The sequence below is a fragment of the Hyunsoonleella aquatilis genome (assembly GCF_014270105.1).
Classification (GTDB): Bacteria; Bacteroidota; Bacteroidia; order Flavobacteriales; family Flavobacteriaceae; genus Jejuia; species Jejuia aquatilis.
Window position 1 is genome coordinate 703070 of sequence record NZ_JACNMF010000002.1, and the last position, 18734, is coordinate 721803.

At 38.1% G+C, this 18734-nt stretch carries 24 protein-coding genes; 4 read left to right on the forward strand and 20 right to left on the reverse strand.

The window, feature by feature from the left end; all coding sequences use genetic code 11:
• Positions 1-39: 39 nt before the first annotated feature.
• The gene (locus H7U19_RS08510) at positions 40-780 is read right to left on the reverse strand and encodes a lysophospholipid acyltransferase family protein (protein ID WP_186561315.1); all 741 of its coding nucleotides are present in this window, start codon (positions 778-780) and stop codon (positions 40-42) included.
• 105 nt (positions 781-885) lie between these two features.
• Here H7U19_RS08510 and trpS point away from each other — a divergent pair, with 105 nt between their 5' ends.
• Positions 886-1854 carry a tryptophan--tRNA ligase gene (trpS, locus tag H7U19_RS08515; RefSeq protein ID WP_186561317.1) on the forward strand — a complete coding sequence of 323 codons (969 nt, stop codon included), beginning with the start codon at positions 886-888 and terminating at the stop codon, positions 1852-1854.
• On the opposite strand, the gene dprA is transcribed toward trpS, so the two are convergent.
• Complete coding sequence (gene dprA, locus H7U19_RS08520) at positions 1851-2954, reverse strand: DNA-processing protein DprA (RefSeq protein WP_186561326.1); 1104 nt, start codon at positions 2952-2954, stop codon at positions 1851-1853. The genes trpS and dprA overlap by 4 nt on opposite strands.
• A 97-nt stretch (positions 2955-3051) precedes the next feature.
• On the opposite strand from dprA, the gene H7U19_RS08525 reads away from it, so the two are divergent.
• The 3 genes from H7U19_RS08525 to H7U19_RS08535 all read left to right on the forward strand — a co-directional run bounded on the left by H7U19_RS08525 (position 3052) and on the right by H7U19_RS08535 (position 4825).
• Positions 3052-3987, forward strand: a complete 936-nt coding sequence (locus tag H7U19_RS08525; protein WP_186561328.1) for an HU domain-containing protein — start codon at positions 3052-3054, stop codon at positions 3985-3987.
• 66 nt (positions 3988-4053) lie between these two features.
• Positions 4054-4563, forward strand: coding sequence for an acyl-CoA thioesterase (locus tag H7U19_RS08530; RefSeq protein ID WP_186561330.1), 510 nt, complete (start codon positions 4054-4056; stop codon positions 4561-4563).
• A gap of 49 nt (positions 4564-4612) precedes the next feature.
• A complete protein-coding gene (locus H7U19_RS08535; RefSeq protein WP_186561558.1) occupies positions 4613-4825 on the forward strand; it encodes a DUF6515 family protein in 213 nt (70 codons plus the stop codon).
• Positions 4826-4924: 99 nt separating this feature from the next.
• Here the strand turns inward: H7U19_RS08535 and H7U19_RS08540 are convergent, their stop codons facing one another.
• The 18 genes from H7U19_RS08540 to H7U19_RS08625 form a co-directional block, all read right to left on the reverse strand.
• Positions 4925-6157 (reverse strand): murein hydrolase activator EnvC family protein, encoded by a 1233-nt coding sequence (locus H7U19_RS08540; protein WP_186561544.1) that lies wholly within the window; start codon positions 6155-6157, stop codon positions 4925-4927.
• Positions 6157-6927 carry a lipoprotein insertase outer membrane protein LolB1 gene (gene lolB1, locus H7U19_RS08545; protein WP_186561332.1) on the reverse strand — a complete coding sequence of 257 codons (771 nt, stop codon included), beginning with the start codon at positions 6925-6927 and terminating at the stop codon, positions 6157-6159. Before lolB1 ends, H7U19_RS08540 begins: the two co-directional genes overlap by 1 nt.
• Before the next feature lie 14 nt (positions 6928-6941).
• Positions 6942-8312 carry a tetratricopeptide repeat protein gene (locus tag H7U19_RS08550; RefSeq protein ID WP_186561335.1) on the reverse strand — a complete coding sequence of 457 codons (1371 nt, stop codon included), beginning with the start codon at positions 8310-8312 and terminating at the stop codon, positions 6942-6944.
• Positions 8305-8619, reverse strand: coding sequence for an antibiotic biosynthesis monooxygenase family protein (locus H7U19_RS08555; RefSeq protein ID WP_186561337.1), 315 nt, complete (start codon positions 8617-8619; stop codon positions 8305-8307). Before H7U19_RS08555 ends, H7U19_RS08550 begins: the two co-directional genes overlap by 8 nt.
• A 20-nt stretch (positions 8620-8639) precedes the next feature.
• A complete protein-coding gene (locus H7U19_RS08560) occupies positions 8640-9659 on the reverse strand; it encodes a sugar phosphate nucleotidyltransferase (RefSeq protein WP_186561339.1) in 1020 nt (339 codons plus the stop codon).
• Positions 9660-9726: 67 nt separating this feature from the next.
• On the reverse strand, positions 9727-10047 hold the full coding sequence (locus H7U19_RS08565) for a GIY-YIG nuclease family protein (RefSeq protein WP_281386165.1): 321 nt from the start codon (positions 10045-10047) through the stop codon (positions 9727-9729).
• A 39-nt stretch (positions 10048-10086) separates the two neighbouring features.
• Positions 10087-10521, reverse strand: coding sequence for a dUTP diphosphatase (dut, locus tag H7U19_RS08570; protein ID WP_186561340.1), 435 nt, complete (start codon positions 10519-10521; stop codon positions 10087-10089).
• Positions 10522-11976 carry an oligosaccharide flippase family protein gene (locus H7U19_RS08575; protein ID WP_186561348.1) on the reverse strand — a complete coding sequence of 485 codons (1455 nt, stop codon included), beginning with the start codon at positions 11974-11976 and terminating at the stop codon, positions 10522-10524.
• Positions 11977-12059: 83 nt separating this feature from the next.
• Positions 12060-12494 (reverse strand): hypothetical protein, encoded by a 435-nt coding sequence (locus tag H7U19_RS08580; protein WP_186561350.1) that lies wholly within the window; start codon positions 12492-12494, stop codon positions 12060-12062.
• Positions 12495-12630: 136 nt separating this feature from the next.
• Entirely contained in the window at positions 12631-13491 is an 861-nt protein-coding gene (atpG, locus tag H7U19_RS08585) for an ATP synthase F1 subunit gamma (protein WP_186561352.1), read from the reverse strand.
• Between the two features lie 90 nt (positions 13492-13581).
• Complete coding sequence (gene atpA, locus H7U19_RS08590) at positions 13582-15159, reverse strand: F0F1 ATP synthase subunit alpha (RefSeq protein ID WP_186561354.1); 1578 nt, start codon at positions 15157-15159, stop codon at positions 13582-13584.
• 6 nt (positions 15160-15165) lie between these two features.
• Positions 15166-15702, reverse strand: a complete 537-nt coding sequence (gene atpH, locus H7U19_RS08595; RefSeq protein ID WP_186561355.1) for an ATP synthase F1 subunit delta — start codon at positions 15700-15702, stop codon at positions 15166-15168.
• A gap of 7 nt (positions 15703-15709) precedes the next feature.
• A complete protein-coding gene (locus tag H7U19_RS08600) occupies positions 15710-16210 on the reverse strand; it encodes a F0F1 ATP synthase subunit B (RefSeq protein ID WP_186561357.1) in 501 nt (166 codons plus the stop codon).
• Between the two features lie 81 nt (positions 16211-16291).
• The gene (gene atpE, locus H7U19_RS08605) at positions 16292-16483 is read right to left on the reverse strand and encodes an ATP synthase F0 subunit C (protein ID WP_102756010.1); all 192 of its coding nucleotides are present in this window, start codon (positions 16481-16483) and stop codon (positions 16292-16294) included.
• Between the two features lie 50 nt (positions 16484-16533).
• On the reverse strand, positions 16534-17616 hold the full coding sequence (gene atpB, locus H7U19_RS08610) for a F0F1 ATP synthase subunit A (protein WP_186561359.1): 1083 nt from the start codon (positions 17614-17616) through the stop codon (positions 16534-16536).
• A 104-nt stretch (positions 17617-17720) separates the two neighbouring features.
• Positions 17721-18122 carry a hypothetical protein gene (locus H7U19_RS08615; protein WP_246454705.1) on the reverse strand — a complete coding sequence of 134 codons (402 nt, stop codon included), beginning with the start codon at positions 18120-18122 and terminating at the stop codon, positions 17721-17723.
• Positions 18112-18348 (reverse strand): AtpZ/AtpI family protein, encoded by a 237-nt coding sequence (locus tag H7U19_RS08620; protein ID WP_343069087.1) that lies wholly within the window; start codon positions 18346-18348, stop codon positions 18112-18114. The genes H7U19_RS08615 and H7U19_RS08620 overlap by 11 nt, the downstream gene beginning before the upstream one ends.
• On the reverse strand, positions 18308-18730 hold the full coding sequence (locus H7U19_RS08625) for a bactofilin family protein (protein WP_186561361.1): 423 nt from the start codon (positions 18728-18730) through the stop codon (positions 18308-18310). The genes H7U19_RS08620 and H7U19_RS08625 overlap by 41 nt, the downstream gene beginning before the upstream one ends.
• Positions 18731-18734: the final 4 nt, after the last annotated feature.

Here is an 18734-nt window from a genome sequence, read left to right on the forward strand (position 1 = left end):
AATAAATAAAGAATATGCGTACAAATTAGAGCTTTGTATTTACTTTGAGTTATAATTTTGCAGTTGATTTAAAACTATATCCCTTATTTTATCATTAAGTGCTCTCGTGTCATCAATTGTCATCCCTTCTGTAGTTATAAACTCATGTACCTTCGCCCGAATCTTTCCCGGACCTCCGCTAAAAAAGGTATATGAAAATCGTTTTTTATTATCGGCAAAAGTTAAAGGCACAATTGGTATTTGATGATTTATCGCCAAACGAAAGGCACCATCCTTAAATTCATCCAAAATGACATCTTCTTCCGGAACGCCACCTTCTGGGAAAATGCAAATACTCAACCCTTGTTGCAACCGTCTCTGAGCTCTTAAAAAAACGGCTTGCCTACTTTTAGGCGAACTTCTATCCACCAGAATACAGGTGCGTTTATAGAAAAACCCAAATAATGGTATCTTTGCCAGTTCCTTCTTGCCCACGAATACGAACGGGTTTTTTACTGCAGTTAGCATCAACATAATATCTACCATGGAGGTATGGTTGGCAATAAACATGTAACTTTTGCCTGGTTCCGGAACTTGATCTCGTTCAATTTTCCATCGAAACCCCATACCTATTAAAATGAATTTTGCCCATCCCCGAGCCAGCTTGAAAAAGAAAGGGTACCAAGATTCCTTAGAAATGGAAATTAAAAGAATCGGAAAAAGGATTAAAATTGGTAAAGCCACAAGAATGTAAAACCAAATACGGTATAAAAGCCAAAATATGTACTTGAAGACAATCATCACCGCCAAAAATAAGCAATAGTATTGAGGTTTTTATGAAATGGATTACCTTTGCCCTTCGGTTGAAATTAATTAAAAAGATACCTGCTGCCGCAGGTAATTGTTATGGCACGCATTCTTACAGGCATACAGAGTACAGGAACACCACATTTGGGCAATATTTTGGGCGCTATTCTACCCGCAATTAAAATGGCCGAAAACCCCGAAAACGATTCCTATTTGTTTATTGCCAACCTGCATACCTTAACGCAAATTAAGGATGCATCCGTTTTACGGGAAAATACCTATTCAACGGCCGCAACATGGCTGGCCTTTGGGTTGGATATTGATAAGACCGTGTTTTACCGACAAAGCGATGTGCCACAAGTGACGGAATTGTCGTGGTATTTAAGCTGTTTTTTTCCTTATCAACGATTGACTCTGGCCCATAGTTTTAAGGATAAAGCCGATCGATTGGAAGATGTAAATTCTGGTCTGTTTACCTACCCCATGTTGATGGCTGCGGACATTTTATTGTACGATGCCAATATCATCCCAGTGGGGAAAGATCAGTTGCAGCATATTGAAATGACTCGGGATGTGGCTTCTCGCTTCCATGCTCAAATGGGTGAAACTTTTGTGTTGCCTGAAGGTAAAATTCAGGAAAATACTATGTTGATTCCTGGTACAGATGGTGAAAAAATGAGTAAAAGCCGTAACAATACCATCAATATTTTTCTACCGGACAAAAAATTGCGCAAACAGATTATGTCCATTCAAACGGATAGCACCCCACTTGAAGACCCAAAAGACTGGAAAACCTGTAACTGTTTTGCTATTTATAGCCTCTTAGCGAATGATACTCAAATCGCTGAAATGAAAGCCAATTACGGAAAAGGTGGTTATGGCTACGGACATGCCAAGCAGGCACTTTTCGAATTAATTCTTGAAAAATTTGCAGAACCTCGGGAGCGTTACAATTACTACATGAACAACTTGGAAGAGGTGGATAAAGCTCTGGCTATTGGCGCCACAAAGGCTAAAAAAGTGGCGGATTCCGTTTTGGAGAGAGTTAGAGCCAAGGTTGGATATTAAACCAACTCAAACAACTTCCCCGGCAAAGGCCGTACTACGCCTTTCAATTCCATATTCAATAAGGTACTGGACACTTTAAAAATGGGCATATTACAATTTAAGGCGATGATATCCAACTGCTGTTTTTCGTTATCCTTCAGGTAATTATAAATAATTTTTTCAGTAGCATCCAATTCCACAAATAGCTTTTTTTGAATGGAGGGTTGCTGTTCATCCTCCAATTGCCAATTTAGGATATAAGGCACATCCAAAGGTGTCGTTAACATATGCGCCTTTTGGAATTTAATCAAATTATTGCACCCAGTACTAAGCTTGTCGGTAGTTCGTCCAGGTACTGCAAATACATCCCGGTTGTAGGAATGGGCAATATCCGCAGTTACTAAACTCCCCCCTTTTTCCGCAGATTCAACAACTATGGTAGCCTCGCTTACCCCAGCAATAATGCGGTTTCGTTTTAAAAAGTTTTTCCGGTCAAATACGGCCGTGCTCCAAAAATCAGAGAAAAACCCGCCGTTTCTTTCCATGTCCACCATATATTTTTTATGACTTTTCGGATAGATTTCATTGAGACCGTGTGCCAAACAAGCAATAGTCTGCAAATCATGCTTCATGGCATTTTTATGTGCGGTGATATCAGCACCCAAAGCAAAACCAGATACAATAATAGGGTTGTATGGTTTTAAGGCTTCTACTAGTTTTTCACAAAACGCAATGCCGTTTACGGTAATGCGTCGGGTGCCAACAATACTAATAATGTGCTTTTGATTTAGGTTAATATTCCCTGTTTGAAACAATAAAACAGGTCCATCGATACAATGCTTTAACCTTTCGGGATAATCGGTATCCTGAAAATAGCTCACCTTAATTTGATGCTCATTGATGAAGTTGATTTCTTTTTCGGCTTCAGACAAATGAATGCTATCAAAAAGCCCTTGCAACGCATGCTCACCAATGCCATCAATTTTGAGAAGTTTATGCTTCTTTTCTTTTAAAACCGCTTCAGCCGAACCACAATGTCCGATCAGTCGTTTTGCTGTGATGTCCCCAATATTTGGTACGTGATTTAAAGCTAGGGTATAAAGTAGGTCGTTTTCCGTCATGTCAATCGTTTCTAACGCAATTAAAGCAATTTTGCATTGTTAATAAATAGTTAAGTGAAAAATTTAATGAAAACCATATTTTTTTAACTTTGTTTTCATGCAACTGGAAACCTACATTAGCGATTTATTGTACCGATACGAATGTGTTGTGGTACCTAACTTCGGGGCGTTTTTAACCGAACGCCAATCGGCTACAATTAATGCTGAAAACCACACCTTTTACCCACCAAAAAAGGTAATCTCCTTTAACGAACAAATTCAAAAAAATGACGGGTTGTTGGCACGCTATATTGCTGATGTTGAAAAGATTCCTTTTGAAGTTGCAACCAAAAAAATTAAAAAGCGTGTAAAAGCCTTAAAATCATATTTGACCCAAGGCGAAACGATTACGTTTAATAATATAGGTGAAATCATTTTCAATACAGAAGGTAAAATTGTCTTTGAACCTTCATATAATTTGAATTATTTGACCGATGCGTTTGGACTGTCTCCTTTTGAATCTTCGGTAATTTCCCGTGAGGTTTATAAGGAAACTGCACAAGCTATTGAAGAAACTACGCCAATTGTTTTCACACCTGAAAAACGCAAAAATAGAGGCTATCTAAAATACGCTGCAGTGGCATTAATTGCGTTGACCCTTGGAGGTTTTGGTGCTTCAAAATATTATGTGGATCAAATCGAAACTCATAATCAACTAGCTCAGGAACAGGCTACACAACAGTTGGAAAGCAAAATTCAAGAAGCTACGTTTAGTTTAAACCCCCTACCGGCCATTACCTTAAATGTTTCCAAACAAACCGGAAGCTATCACATAGTTGCGGGGGCATTTCGCGTTGAGGAAAACTGCGATAAAAAGGTCACCCAGTTAAAATCGGAGGGTTTTAGCGCCAGAAAAATTGGTGCTAATAAATACGGATTGCACCAAGTGGTTTATGCCAGCTACGAAGGCAGATTGGACGCTTTAAAAGCGCTTAGAAACATTAAGCGAACCCATAACCGCGATGCCTGGTTGCTAGTAAAAAAACTGGACTAGTTTAACACAAAATTACAAATCACCTTACTGCTTTAATGCGTAACTTTGCGCCATCAAAATGTTACGATGAACGCAAAGACTCCCGAACAATCTAAAACCACAATGACGGATATGGTTTTACCCAGTGAAACCAATCCCTTAAACAACCTATTTGGTGGTGAATTGTTGGCCCGTATGGATCGCGCTGCCAGTATTGCTGCCCGACGCCATAGTAGACGCATTGTGGTGACGGCCTCTGTAAATCACGTGGCTTTTAACCGTGCTGTTCCCTTAGGAAGCGTAGTAACCGTTGAAGCAAAAGTATCCCGCGCATTCAATACTTCGATGGAAATTTATATTGATGTTTGGATGGAAGACCGAGAATCTGGAGAACGCACCAAAGCCAATGAAGCTATTTATACCTTTGTGGCTGTGGACTCCACCGGAAAGCCAGTAAAAGTTCCTGAAGTACTTCCCGAAACTAAAATTGAAAAGGAACGTTTTGATGCCGCTTTACGCAGAAAACAATTAAGCCTTTTGCTAGCGGGAAAGATTAAACCCAACGAAGCAAAAGAATTAAAGGCATTGTTTGATTAAACCTTTTTAAATGGCCGAAGTCTTATAGTAAACCCAAAATCTTAATGCTATGAGAACTTTTGTTATTTTATTATCGGCAATTTGTATGATGAGTGTTTCATCATGCGCCACGAGAGTAGTTACACGACCAGCTTCAGTAACTGTTGTAAAAACCCCACCAAGAAACTATAAAGTAGTCACTGTAAAAGGAAAACGCTACTACTTCTGGAACGGAAAACACTATCGCAAAACAAGACGCGGTTACGTTTTTGTAAGGGTGTAAAAACTTTATTTATCCTGCAAGGTCTAGATAGACCTTGTAGGTATGACAACCCAATTTAATTCATGATATCTAAAAGGATTTGAAAACCTTGCAGGTATGCTACATCCTATAAATCCAACTCGCAGGGTTCTGAGTTTTTAAATCCTTAAACACCACAAAGTTGAGTACGGTTTCGCCTGTAGTAGGATTGGTAAAAACCTCTCCTATTTCCTGTTTGGTTTTTACTTTATCGCCCTCTTTTACCGTTACTTTATGAAGGTTTTTATAAGCGGTAATGTAATTTCCATGTCGGACCATTACAATGGGATTGGCGTTCTTTATACGCACAATTCTGCTGACGGTTCCATCAAAAACGGCGCGGACTTTTGCTCCTTTTTCAGTGGAAATCCTTACGCCATTACTTTTGATGGTCAACGATCTGTCGATAGGGTGCGGTTGGGTGCCATAGCGCACCTTTACGAACCCTTTTTCGACTGGCCAAGGCAGTTTCCCTTTATTGGCGACAAAGCTATTGGCCAATACTTTCTCTTCCGCTGTTAATGCAAAGTTGGACTTACTGGTTTTAGTGGTTCTTGAACCCTTATTGGATTTGGCTATTTCGGCACGAATGATGCGTTCTATTTCTCTGTCAATTCTATCCGCTTCACGTTGTTTTGCTTTGATTTGAGCCGTATATCTACTTAAATTCTTTCGGATGGACGCCATCAATTCCTGATGCTGCGCTCGCTCTTTTTGTAGTGTTTTTTGAGTAGTTCGGTTCTCCGCAATTAATTTGTCCTTCTCTTTTTTTTGTCCCAGTAAGTTTTGATTGATCTGCTGTAATTCCGCAGTTTTGGCCTTGATGGTTTCCCCCTGTTCCTTCTGATGATTGGTATACTGTTTCATATACTGCAATCGCTTGTAGGCCTGTTTAAAATCGTTTGAGGACAACAAAAACATAATCCTGCTTTGCTGATTTCGGCTTTTATAGGACTTCACTATCATGGCGGCGTAATCCTCCTTCAGTAATTTTAATTCATTTCTAAGGTTTGAAATCTGTTTTTGATTATTATTGATTTCCCTGGTAAGCAAATTTGCCTGTTGATTGGTAACCTTAATCAAGTTGTTCAGCACACTTATTTTATAGTTGAAGTCCTCGATCAAAGACAGTTGTGATTTCTCTTTGGATTTGTTTTCTGCCCTTAATGCATTTATTTTTTGGATTTCTTTTCGTAATTCTTGCCGACGGTCTTCCAGCAGTTTTTGTTTACCGGATTGCCCAAGCAACGGGTAGCTACATGAAAGAAAAAGAAATATAATCAGACCCTTTAATATTTGGTTTTTTGCTACCATCAAAGCTCTATCTTCTTGAATCCAGAAGGGATTTTAAATGGAAATCGGATGTCTTCATTTAAGGACACGGATTTGAACTCCAGTTCGGCAATTAACTCCTTATCCCCTTCAACAGCAATGACTTTTACATGTTCTGGTAAAACTTCCTTTTCCACCTCCTGGTGTGCCAAGTAGTCAATCTGTAAATGCCGTTGCTCCGAAAATTGTGTCAACTGCTGTGATTGAATTTTATAATGCGAGGGATTCAAAAGAAAGAAAATTTCGAATAGTTCCCGCTGGTTTTTGGGTTGCAACACATAACTGCCTTCATGCACCGAAACCTTATAGGAATCGTCTTTTAAATTGTATAAGGCCTCACCCAAAATGATATTTTGGATCTTTTGAAAATCCAATTCGGTCCCCAAAAGTTTACTGAAATATTTAAAATCGCCTTCAAAATACGTGTTGTCCAGTTTATTGTAAAACGCAACACTGCTAGGCGTAATTTTTGCCCGAATGATCCCAAAAGTGGCACTCATCCAAAGCACTTCATCTTTTTTCATACGATAGCTCACCGTATGCGATTGCTTTTTGTCCTTTTCGGAATAGGTAATCTTTAATTTGGACTGAAGCGTATTAAATTCCGGGGATTTCTTGCCGTTTTCTTTAATCAACTGCCGTGCCGAAAGTTTTAAATTGGCATCGCCTTCAGCTACGGTTTTTGAGGATTTACACCCAAAAACACCAAAACTAAGAACTAAGATGATTATAATATTACGTGTTTGTTTCAAACTTCAATACTTTTTTAATTACCTGTGGAAAATTGTAACGCTTTCGCTTTTTTCATAAACGCACCCGATTTTTCCATATTGCCCAACATTTCGTAAGCTTTGCTTAACTGTAAATAAAAATCGGATTCCATTTTAGGATTATCAATAACCCAATCCAATCCCGATTCCAACACTGAAATGGCGTCGTTCGGTTTTTGCCGTGCATTTAAGACCACACCATTAATTAGGTAACCTAAAGGCTGTGCAGGAAATTTTTGGATAACCTCTTCACTTTTTTGAGTGGCATCATCAAACAGTTGCAAATCGATTTGAAGCAACAAGACGTTTTTTATGATATTGAAATCGTCTCCGTTTAACTTTAATGCTTCCTGAAAATAGTGTATCGCTTTGGCTTTGTCGTTTTTACTTAAATAATAATAGCCCAAATCCGTTAAGGTTTTGGCATTGGTTTTACCATCTAAAAGAGTAGTAGTCTCTACTAAATCCGCCTCGTACTGTGGATATTCTTTCACAAAGCCTACAAAATCTGAAAGCACTTTTAACTTGGCTTCTGGTTTTATTTCATTGCTTTTCACAACAATTTTCATTGATTTAATGGCCTCTTCGGTATTATCATCGTCCAAATAAAATTTGTATAGCGCCAAATGTACTACCTGCGAATTGGGGTTGACCTTTAGCAATTCCTTAGCCGTTTCAAAAGCTTTTTCCTTTTCATTGTTTTCGCTATATCTGTAAATCAAAGCCAAGTAATTGGACTCTTTTTCAGGATTATCTTCAATGCGAGATTCCAGATTTTCAATTTGGTCTTTAGTACGACCGGTAATCTGGTATATTTTATTGCGCATGATATCCCTTGAAATGGAAATACCGTAGGCTTTATCAAGTTCATCCAATACCCCTAAAGCGTCGTCAAACTTTTCCATTTTAAGATATAGCGTAGCTAAATCTTCTTTGTAATCTGGGTGGTACTCTACCAATTGCTGAACGGTTTTTAGGGCTTTTTTTAATTCGTTTTGAGACACATAGTACCCATAAAGCTCATCGAGATACCACTCGTTATCAGGATCTTTATCAACAGCTTCCTTTAGGGCATCTTCGGCCTCACCGAAGTTTTTCAGCTTCATGTAGTTTTTGCCTAACTCGAAATATAACACGGCAGGGCTTTTATCCAAAGCGATACATTGTTGCAAGGCCTCAACAGACTTTTCATAATTTTCGATACCTTTCTGCTTTAAGGCTTCAAAGAAAAACTCTTGAAATTTGTCTTCAACAACTCCTAAATCATCATCTGGAGTTTTGTTGAAATCTACTTGGGCAAAGCTTACCTGTGGAAAAACAAAAATTCCAACAAGTAAAAGTAATATGTTGCAACCCTTTTTAATCATATGGTTTTGTTGAAAGCAAGTCCTCAATAACTTCAAATTTGTCTGCAATTTTAATGGCCTCACAGGATGTTTTCATTAAACTTCTAAACCTGTTTGCTTCTTCTGGTAAATTACTTCCTGAACTTTCAAACTTTTCTTTAGAAGGCCACTGCGCGTAAGCCACATATTCTTCATCAGCCTTTTTATGCAATCTTGAGCCCAAACTTCCTTCGTATTGATAAATCAGTTGTGTCAATCCCTTCCAGCCTTCAATAAATACATGCTCTTGGCCAGGTTTGACTTTAAATGAATATAATACGATATACATGCCTAATTTCCTTATAATAGCTATTCCAAAACTGAATAATCCCCAATACTTATACTAGTGAAATCACCATTATATTTCACATGATTCCCGATCATCGCATTGTTCAACTTGGCATTTTTTATTTCAGAATCGGTCTGAATCAAGCTGTTTTCAATAGTTGAGTTTTCAATAACCGTACCATTTCCGATGGAAACAAAGGGGCCGATAGTGGCGTTTTTCAACACCACATTTTCACCCACGAAACAAGGCTCAATAATATTGGAATTTTCGAGTTTAGCAGAAGATGCTACTAATTGCTCTTCACCATCCGACTTCAAAAAGCCCAACATGCGCTGATTGGTTTCTATGGTGATGGCCTTATTCCCGCAATCCATCCATTCATCCACAGTTCCTGTTTTAAATACCTTCCCATCTACCATCATACGCTTGATGCCATCGTTAATTTGGTATTCACCACCATTCATAACGTTCTCATCCAGAATTTCTTGCAGCTTATCCTTTAAAACTGCAACATCCTTGAAATAGTAAATCCCAATCACGGCTTGGTCTGATACGAAATTCTCTGGTTTTTCAACAAGTTCGATAATTTCATTATTTTCATTCAATTTTACAACACCGTATGCTTCAGGATTATCCACTTGTTTTGTCCAAATCACACTATCAGCATTTGGGTCTAAATCGAACTCAGCCCGTATTAGCGTATCAGCATAAGCAATTACAGCCGCCCCAGACAATGAAGGTTTGGCACACATAATGGCATGTCCCGTTCCTAAAGGTTTATCTTGGCGGTAAATGGAGGCCTTGGCTCCTAAACTTTTGGCCAAATCTTCCAAACTTGATACCACATCATCCCCAAACCATGCCGGGTCGCCTAAAACAAAGGCTATCTCATCAATTGGTTGCTTCAACACTTTAGCAATATCTTTTACCAAACGGTGTACAATAGGTTGTCCGGCAACCGGGATTAATGGCTTTGGTACAGTTAAACTGTGTGGGCGCAATCGAGAACCTCGACCGGCCATTGGGACTATTATTTTCATATTAATGCCCGCGGAAGCGGGTATCTCTTTTTAGGTTAAACACTATTCCAGCCAAAGCAGGAATCTCTTATTTATATCGTTTTAATTTATTAAAATCTAAATTCCAATTCATACTTAAATCCATCCAACTCGGATTCATATCCTCAATCAACTCAATTTTCCAATCCCTTTTCCATTTTTTGAACTGCCGTTCTCGCTTTGCTGACTCTTCTCCAGATTCAAATCCTTCAAAATAAATCAGCTTATCACAATTATATCTCGCAGTGAACGATTTGGGAAAAACTTTTAATTTATGCTCTTTTACTCTTTCTTCGATATTATCAGTTACACCTATATACAAAACTCCATTTTTCCTATTTGCCATTATGTAGACATACCAAAGTTTCATTTCAACCGATTCTGAGATTCCTGCTTTCACAGGAATTTGTTACTTGGTTCCTGTGCTACCAAATCCTCCTTCACCTCTATCAGTTGACGACAATTCTTCTACCTGAACCCATTCAGCACGTTCGTGCTTGGCAATAATCAGTTGCGCAATACGCTCACCATTGTGGATGGTAAATTCTTCATTGGAAAGGTTGACTAAAATAACGCCTATTTCACCTCTGTAATCTGCATCTATCGTGCCAGGGGCGTTCAGTACTGTAATTCCCTTCTTAGCGGCTAACCCGCTTCTAGGGCGCACTTGGGCTTCTAATCCCACTGGGAGTTCAATAAACAGTCCGGTTCCCACAATACTGCGCTCTAAAGGTTTTAACACTCTTGATGCTGAAATGTTAGCCCTTAAATCCATTCCCGCGGAAGCGATGGTTTCATAATGGGGTAAATCATGGGTAGATTTATTGATGATTTTTATTTTCATTTATCTATTTAGTAAGGTTTTAATCAGTTTTCTTTCAGAAAAATATACGATGCCCAAAAATACAACTAACAACGAAATTCCAATAATATATTGACCTCTAAATTGATAGAAAGACAGGATCGAAAATCCAATTGAAAGCAACAAATAGGCTCCCATTTTTTTTAAATTGTAGGGTATTGGGTAATACTTCCTTCCGAAATAATAAGACAACAATACCATAGTGCCGTAAGCCGCTAAAGTAGCAATTGCTGAACCTTTATAACTTATAATGGGTATCAGCCAAATGTTTAGAGCTAAAGTAATTATGGCCCCAACTACGGAAATATATGCTCCAAACTTTGTGCGGTCCGTTATTTTATACCAAACTGAAAGGTTATGATAAATGCCCAAACAAAAACTAGCCACCAAGATGATGGGTACAATCCACATGGCTTCCCAGTAGGATTCATCCCTGATAATTATGACTTTCAAAATATCTGAAAATACTACGACAACCAATAGAATCACAGCTCCGAAAGCGACGAAAGACTCCAAAATTCTGGCGTAATTCTTCTGCGGATTTTCACTTTTGGCATGGCTAAAAAAATAGGGTTCGATGCCCAATCTAAATGCTGTGGCAAAAAGGGTCATAAACAAAGCTAATTTGTAGCATGCCGAAAACATCCCAACTTCCTCCTCAGGATTCTCAGCTGTGGATAAACTGCTCTCCAATAAAATGCGGTTAAAAGTTTCAATGGTAGTATATGCCAGTCCTGCAACAAGCACCGGAAGCGCATATTTCATCATTTGGTTCCATAACTGAGCGTCGAAAATATATTTGATCTTACCATAAAATGGCAGCATCAATGCCAATGTGAATGCACTTGCAATCAAATTGGCAATTAATACATAACTGATTTCGAAATCGAGTTTGTAAATAGAACTAAAAAGGTCATTATTGTTGGCCAAATCAGCCAAAAGCAAAAAGAAGAATAAGTTAAAGCCAATATTGATGGCCACGTTAACAATTTTTATAATTGCATATTTAACAGGTTTTGCGTTGGCTCGTAACCAGGAAAAAGGGATAATTACCAGCGCATCAAGCAATAGAATCCAAATGACGAAGCTAATATGTTGTACTTTAATATCCGTTATCTCGGCAATTTGATGCTTAAACAAAAATGCCAAAAGGAATATCGCTAAAGATGTGAAAACTATGGACAATGTTGCCGTCCCAACTACTTTTTCCTGCTGCTCTTCCTTGTTAAAAAAACGAAAAAAGGCCGTTTCCATGCCGTAGGCCAAAATCACATTAAAAATGGCAAACCAGGAAAAAATGATGGATACTTTGCCATAAATGCCTACGGCCATCACATGTGTATAAAGTGGTGTGAGCAAAAAACTCAACATTCTGGGAAGCACAGTAGCTAAACCATAAATAAAAGTTTGTTTGAATAATGTTTTGAGTCCGCCCAAAGGATAGGTTTTATGCCACTAAAAATACACTATTAGAACCTGTTAAGCAAAGATTATAATTTGCGCCAATTTATTGTGAAAAACTATTGCTTTGCGACTCCAGAAACTTTGAAATAATGCGTTTTATTGTTTAATTCATAAAAAATCACGGCCTCACCCGCCTTCAATTTAGAAAACTGTTTTGGTGGTAATTCTGGTAATTCGTTAGCATGCTCCGCATAGGGTTCATCGCTCATGATAAAATCTATTTTTGGAAAAGAGCCTGAGTACAAGTTTTTCTTTGAAAGATTCAATTTTGTAATTTTTCCTCGGAATAGAATACTATCTAGTTGCAAATTATTTGGATTCGATTCTATAGGAATAAAGATGCTACCCACAGCAGAATTGGTATTCTGCTCTGTATATGAAATTTGACCTATTCCCAATGGAGGATTATCTTCAAGTTTTTGGGTACTGGCACATTGAAGACATCCGACACAAACGGAAAATGCAAGCAATAGGTGTTTTAATAATTTCATAATCCTTTGTTCTAAAAGTACGAGTTCAAAAGTTATACCAAATAAACCATAGAGAAAAAAGACCTGTCAGGTTTTGGAAACCTGACAGGTCTAATAAGCTTGTCATTAATGAGGTTCCTGCGTTCGCAGGAATTTGTTAATTATTCAACGCTTCCGCACCACCAACAATTTCTAAAATTTCGTTGGTAATGGCCGCTTGACGGGCCTTATTGTAAGTTAATTTCAACTGATCTCTTAACTCAGTAGCATTATCCGTTGCTTTATGCATGGCTGTCATACGTGCACCGTGCTCTGAGGCAAAAGAATCTCTAATGCCTTTATACAATTGTGTTTTTAAAGATTTTGGAATCAATTGCTCAACGATTTCAACTTTTGATGGCTCAAAAATATAATCAGCGTTGGCATTTGCTTCACCTTCAACGGGAACAATCGGTAAAAACTGTTCTGTCATCACGATTTGAGTCGCCGCATTTTTGAATTTGTTGTACACGATTTCAATCTTATCAAAATCGCCAACAACAAATTTATCCATAAGTTCTTGTGCAATGGCAGCAACATTTTCAAACGTTAAATCATCAAAAACCGCACTATGGTTTGCAACGACCTTTTTTGATTTTTTAAACGCATCATTCGCCTTTTTACCTATGGCCACATAAGACACTTCCTGATTTGCATAGGTTTCAGAAGTTAATCTATTTACTTCTTTAATGATGTTTGAGTTAAACGCACCTGCCAAACCTCTGTTAGATGTGATAGCGACAATAAGTACTTTATTAACTTCACGTTGGGTTGAAAACTTACTTCCAGAATCAGCATCCAAAGTCGCGCTTAAACTTTGTAAAAGTTCGGTCAACTTATCCGCATAAGGGCGCATTGCCGTAATAGCATCTTGTGCCTTCTTTAACTTTGCAGCCGATACCATTTTCATGGCACTGGTAATCTGCATCGTTGAAGATACCGATGATATTCTGTTACGTATTTCTTTAAGGTTCGCCATTCTTTTGTATTATTCGAATGTTATTTTATAAAGACTCTTCGACTGCGCTCAGAGTGACAATTAAAAATTAGAGTTTTAAAAACTCTGAACTTATTTATACCTTCCTGATAAATCCTTAGCAACAGCTGTTAATGTATCTGTAGCCTCATCAGTTAATTTTCCAGCTTTTAGGGTATCCAAAACACCTCTATGTTTAGCGTTTAGGAACTCAATAAAATCTCTTTCAAATTCTTTTACTTTTTCTACCGGTACATCTCTCAACAAGTTTTTAGAACCGGCATAGATAATTGCAATTTGGTCTTCAACAGTAAAAGGATCGTTTTGTGCTTGCTTTAAGATTTCAACGTTACGCTTACCTTTTTCAATTACATTTAAAGTAACGGCATCCAAATCAGAACCAAACTTCGCAAACGCTTCCAATTCACGGAACTGCGCTTGGTCTAATTTTAATGTACCTGATACTTTCTTCATCGATTTCACCTGAGCGTTACCACCCACACGAGATACCGAAATACCCACGTTAATTGCTGGACGTACACCAGAGTTAAACAAATCACCGTCCAAGAATATCTGTCCGTCAGTAATCGAAATTACGTTTGTTGGGATATATGCCGATACGTCACCTGCTTGTGTTTCAATGATTGGCAAGGCCGTTAATGAACCACCACCTTTCACTAAAGGTTTCAATGAATCTGGTAAATCGTTCATGTCCTTAGCGATACTATCATCGTTAATCACCTTAGCTGAACGCTCTAATAAACGAGAGTGTAAGTAGAAAACGTCTCCAGGATATGCTTCACGTCCCGGGGGTCTTCTTAATAACAAAGATACCTCACGGTATGCAACTGCTTGCTTAGACAAATCATCATAAATAATTAATGCTGGACGACCAGTATCTCTGAAATACTCACCGATTGCAGCTCCTGCCATTGGTGCATATACCTGCATTGGTGCAGGATCTGATGCGTTTGCCGCAACTATAGTTGTATAAGCTAAAGCACCTCTATCTTCTAAAGTTTTAGCGATGTTTGCCACAGTAGATGCTTTTTGACCTACGGCAACATATATACAATATACAGGCTCACCTGCATCGTAAAATTCTTTTTGATTTAAGATGGTATCAATACAAACTGTTGTTTTACCAGTTTGACGGTCGCCAATTACCAACTCACGTTGACCACGACCAACAGGAATCATCGCATCGATAGACTTGATACCCGTTTGTAATGGCTCAGTTACCGGTTCACGGAAAATTACCCCAGGTGCTTTACGCTCTAAAGGCATTTCGTACGTTTTACCAGAAATTGGACCTTTACCGTCGATTGGGTTACCTAATGTATCAACAACACGACCAACAATACCTTCACCAACATTGATAGAAGCAATACGTCCTGTACGCTTTACAGTTGAGCCTTCACTAACTCCTACCGAAGCACCCAAAAGTACGATACCAACGTTGTCTTCCTCAAGGTTAAGTACAATACCTTCCAGGCCACCATCGAATTCTACCAACTCACCATATTGTGCGTTAGACAATCCGTATGCACGTACAATACCATCTCCAACGGTAAGCACTGTTCCTACTTCATTTAACGAAGCTGAGGCTTCAAAACCTTTAAGTTGTTTTTTTAAGATTGCTGATACTTCAGCTGGTTTTACTTCTGCCATCTTATTTTAATTTAATGTAAATTCTCTTTTTAGTTTGTTTAGGTTGTTAGAGATACTTGCATCGTACTGCTTGTCTCCAACTCTTAAGATGAAACCTCCAATGATGCTTTCATCTACTATATTTTCTAACTCAACTTTTTTATTGGTTAACTCCTTTACCTTAGCCAAAACCTTTGATTCCAAAGCTGCCGTTAATGGCACTGCTGTAGTTACTTGAGCAGTCTCCTTCCCATTATGCGCATCAAATAAAGTGCTATAGTTTACAGCAACGTCATTTAAAATATCAATACGTTTATTGGAAATCAATACGTCAAATAAACCAGTAGTAATGCTATTTAATTTTGGGAAAATAGCGAGTAATGCCGTTTTCTTGGTGTCAGATTTAACTACGGCGTTGTTTAGCATACTGCTCAACTCATCGCTTTTGGCAATAGTACTGGCAATAGCTTTCATGTCTTTGTCAACCGCTTCAGCCCTTTTTTCTGAAAGGGCTAAACTCAAAACTGCTTTTGCGTAACGTATAGCTGCTCTTGTTCCTGCCATAATTCTATTAGTTTAAAGTAGCATCGTCCAACATAGACTCTACTAACTTTTCTTGCTTACCTTTATTTGATAATTCTCCACGAACCACCTTTTCAGCAATATCAATAGATAAATTAGCTACTTGCGATTTTAAATCGGCAATAGCTGCTTTCTTTTCACTTTCTATGCTTGCCTGTGCTTGAGTGATTAACTTCGCTGCTTCAGCTTGTGCCTCACCTTTAGCATCCTCAATCATTTTATTTTTGATATCCCTTGCTTCTTTCAACATGGTTTCACGTTCAGCTCTGGCCTCCTTTAACAACTTTTGGTTATCAGCCTGAAGGTTTTGCATTTCCAACTTTGCTTTTTCAGCAGCATCCAAAGCGTCTTTAATACCTTCTTCTCTACTGTTAACTGAATCCAATATTGGTTTCCAAGCAAATTTCTTCAATAGAAAAACTAAAGCAATAAACAAAACTGCTTGCCAAACAAATAACCCTAATGAAAAGTCTTCAAATAATTTTCCCATAATAATCTATATTATAAAATACCTGATGTTTAATTAAAAGAACAGCTATAACCAACCGTTATAGCTGTTTCTTTGTTTGTTTTATACTGCGAATAATGCAGCAAATCCAATACCTTCAATCAAAGCTGCTGCAATAAGCATAGCTGTTTGAATTTTTCCTGTAGCTTCAGGTTGACGTGCAATTGCTTCCATGGCAGAACCACCGATTCTACCAATACCGATACCGGCTCCAATTACTACTAAACCTGCTCCTACGATAGCTGGAATTTCCATAAATATGTATTTAATTAATTAAACATTCAAAAAATTAAAAAACACCTGTATTAGTGGTGCTCATCGTGTTCCTCCACGGCCATACCAAAGTAAAGCGCTGAAAGTACCGTAAAAATATATGCTTGTAAAGCTGCAACTAACAGCTCTAGAATAGCTAAAACAAATGCCAACAGGAATGACAATGAACTACCAATCCAATTTTGGAACAAGAATATCATTCCAATAATACTCATCAATACGACGTGACCCGCAGTAATATTCGCGTACAAACGAATCATTAAAGCGAAAGGTTTGATGAATGTTCCTAACAATTCAATAGGAGCCAAAACGATTTTCATCGGCCATGGCACTCCTGGCATCCAAAATATGTGCTTCCAATAGTTGGCGTTTCCTGAAAAGGTGGTGATAAAATATGTAATCAACGCCAAACATAAGGTTACCGCAATATTGTTTGTGACGTTCATCCCTATTGGCGTCAAACCAAATAGGTTGATAATCCACACAAAGAAAAATACGGTCAATAAATAACTCATGTAACGCTTATAATGCTTTTCACCAATGTTCGGAATGGCAATTTCATCCCGCACATACAATACAATCGGCTCTAAAAAACGACCCAATCCCTTTGGCATGCCATTGTTTTTTGCATAGGCCTTCGCCATTCTGCTGAACATAAAGAACATCAATGCAAACACCATCATAATCATCAACACATTTTTAGTCAATGAAAAATCCAATGGCTTTTCGTTTAAGGCATGATGATGATCGTCCTCAATGATTTCGCCATTGGGGCCATCTACCTTGTATATTTTACTGTGGTGCAATTTGTAATAGCTTCCATCCACTTCGGCCACGGTTTCGCCATGGTGGAATTTTGAAGATGAAAAGACTTTTAAACCGTCATCCCATAAAATTACTGGAAGCGGGAAGCCTACGTGCTTTTCCTCACCAGAATCAGCCGTGTATGAAAAGAGGTTAAAATCGTAGGAGTCTTTTAAGTGATGCTGAATGTATTCTTTAACATATTCCTCGGTATCTTTTCCTTCGGAATGCCCTTTGTCTTTTCCATAAGAAACAAAGGTTAACAAAAACAGTAAAAATGTAATTGGCTTTAAAGCTAGTTTTTTTCGCATATCACTCTAAATAATAGTGGCTTAAAAATCGGTGCAAAGGTATGTTTTTATCTCAAAAACAAAAACAATTTTTCTTTTTATTTGAGGATATGTTTGTTTATTGATTACGAGGAGGTTTCATCGAGTTTGTTAAGCCATTTGCTTAGGCTTACCGTTTCTAAAATTAATCCGACTAAATATGGAACGAAAAAAGAGGCGAACTCCAGCTTGGTGATAACCCCGTCTGCCTTGAACCTTGGATGGAATACAATAAAAAATACGGCGAATTTGATGATGCTCCCGGCCAAAAATAGAAAACCGAGTTGTCCTTTATATTTATAACGCAATAAATAAAGGATGCCAAAAACCTTTAAAACAAGAATAAGGTTGATGACATACGACAGCACAATATGATCTTCAAAAAGGTGACAGTTTAAGGCGCAAAGCACCCCCAAGTGTAAAAAAAAGGCAAGTAACAATGCGCCACTTGCTTTCAATGCGAAATTGATGAAAGGGTTACTCATCATTATTGATTCGATTGACTTGTTTTAAAACGGCATAAAGGGATACAGCCACGCCAAGAAGGGTCATGATGATAATATAAAGTTTATCGCCATTATTGAATTTGCCATCCAACCATTTGCCTAAAAGGACAAAAAGATAAATGGTTACTCCCATTTGAATGGCAATCCCCGAAAGAATGGCAACATTTTTAAGCGGTCTTTTCGGTTTGTTGTTTTTTGGCTGGCTCACCTCCGTTGGTCATTGGTTTTACGGTGCCTTTCATCACACAGGTCACATTAAAAGTAGCTCCTGGCTCCACTGCAAGCTTACCAACAGTAACCTCGCCTTCAATAAAAGCCGAAGATTTTAAGGTCAATGTTCCTGACAACGATAGCTTCCCAGAAAATTTACCTTCAAAATGGGCGTCAGTGCCTTGGAGGGTACCTTTGATATAACCTTCTTTTCCAACTACAAGTTTACCTGTAGTTTTGATATTGCCTTCAATGGTACCATCCACTCTAAAATCGCCTTCACTGTTGAAGTCTCCAACAATTTTAGTGCCTTGGGCTATAATGTTTTGGTTTGATGTTGATTCGGTCATGTGCTTATCTTTTTTGTTTTCAGAGAACATAACA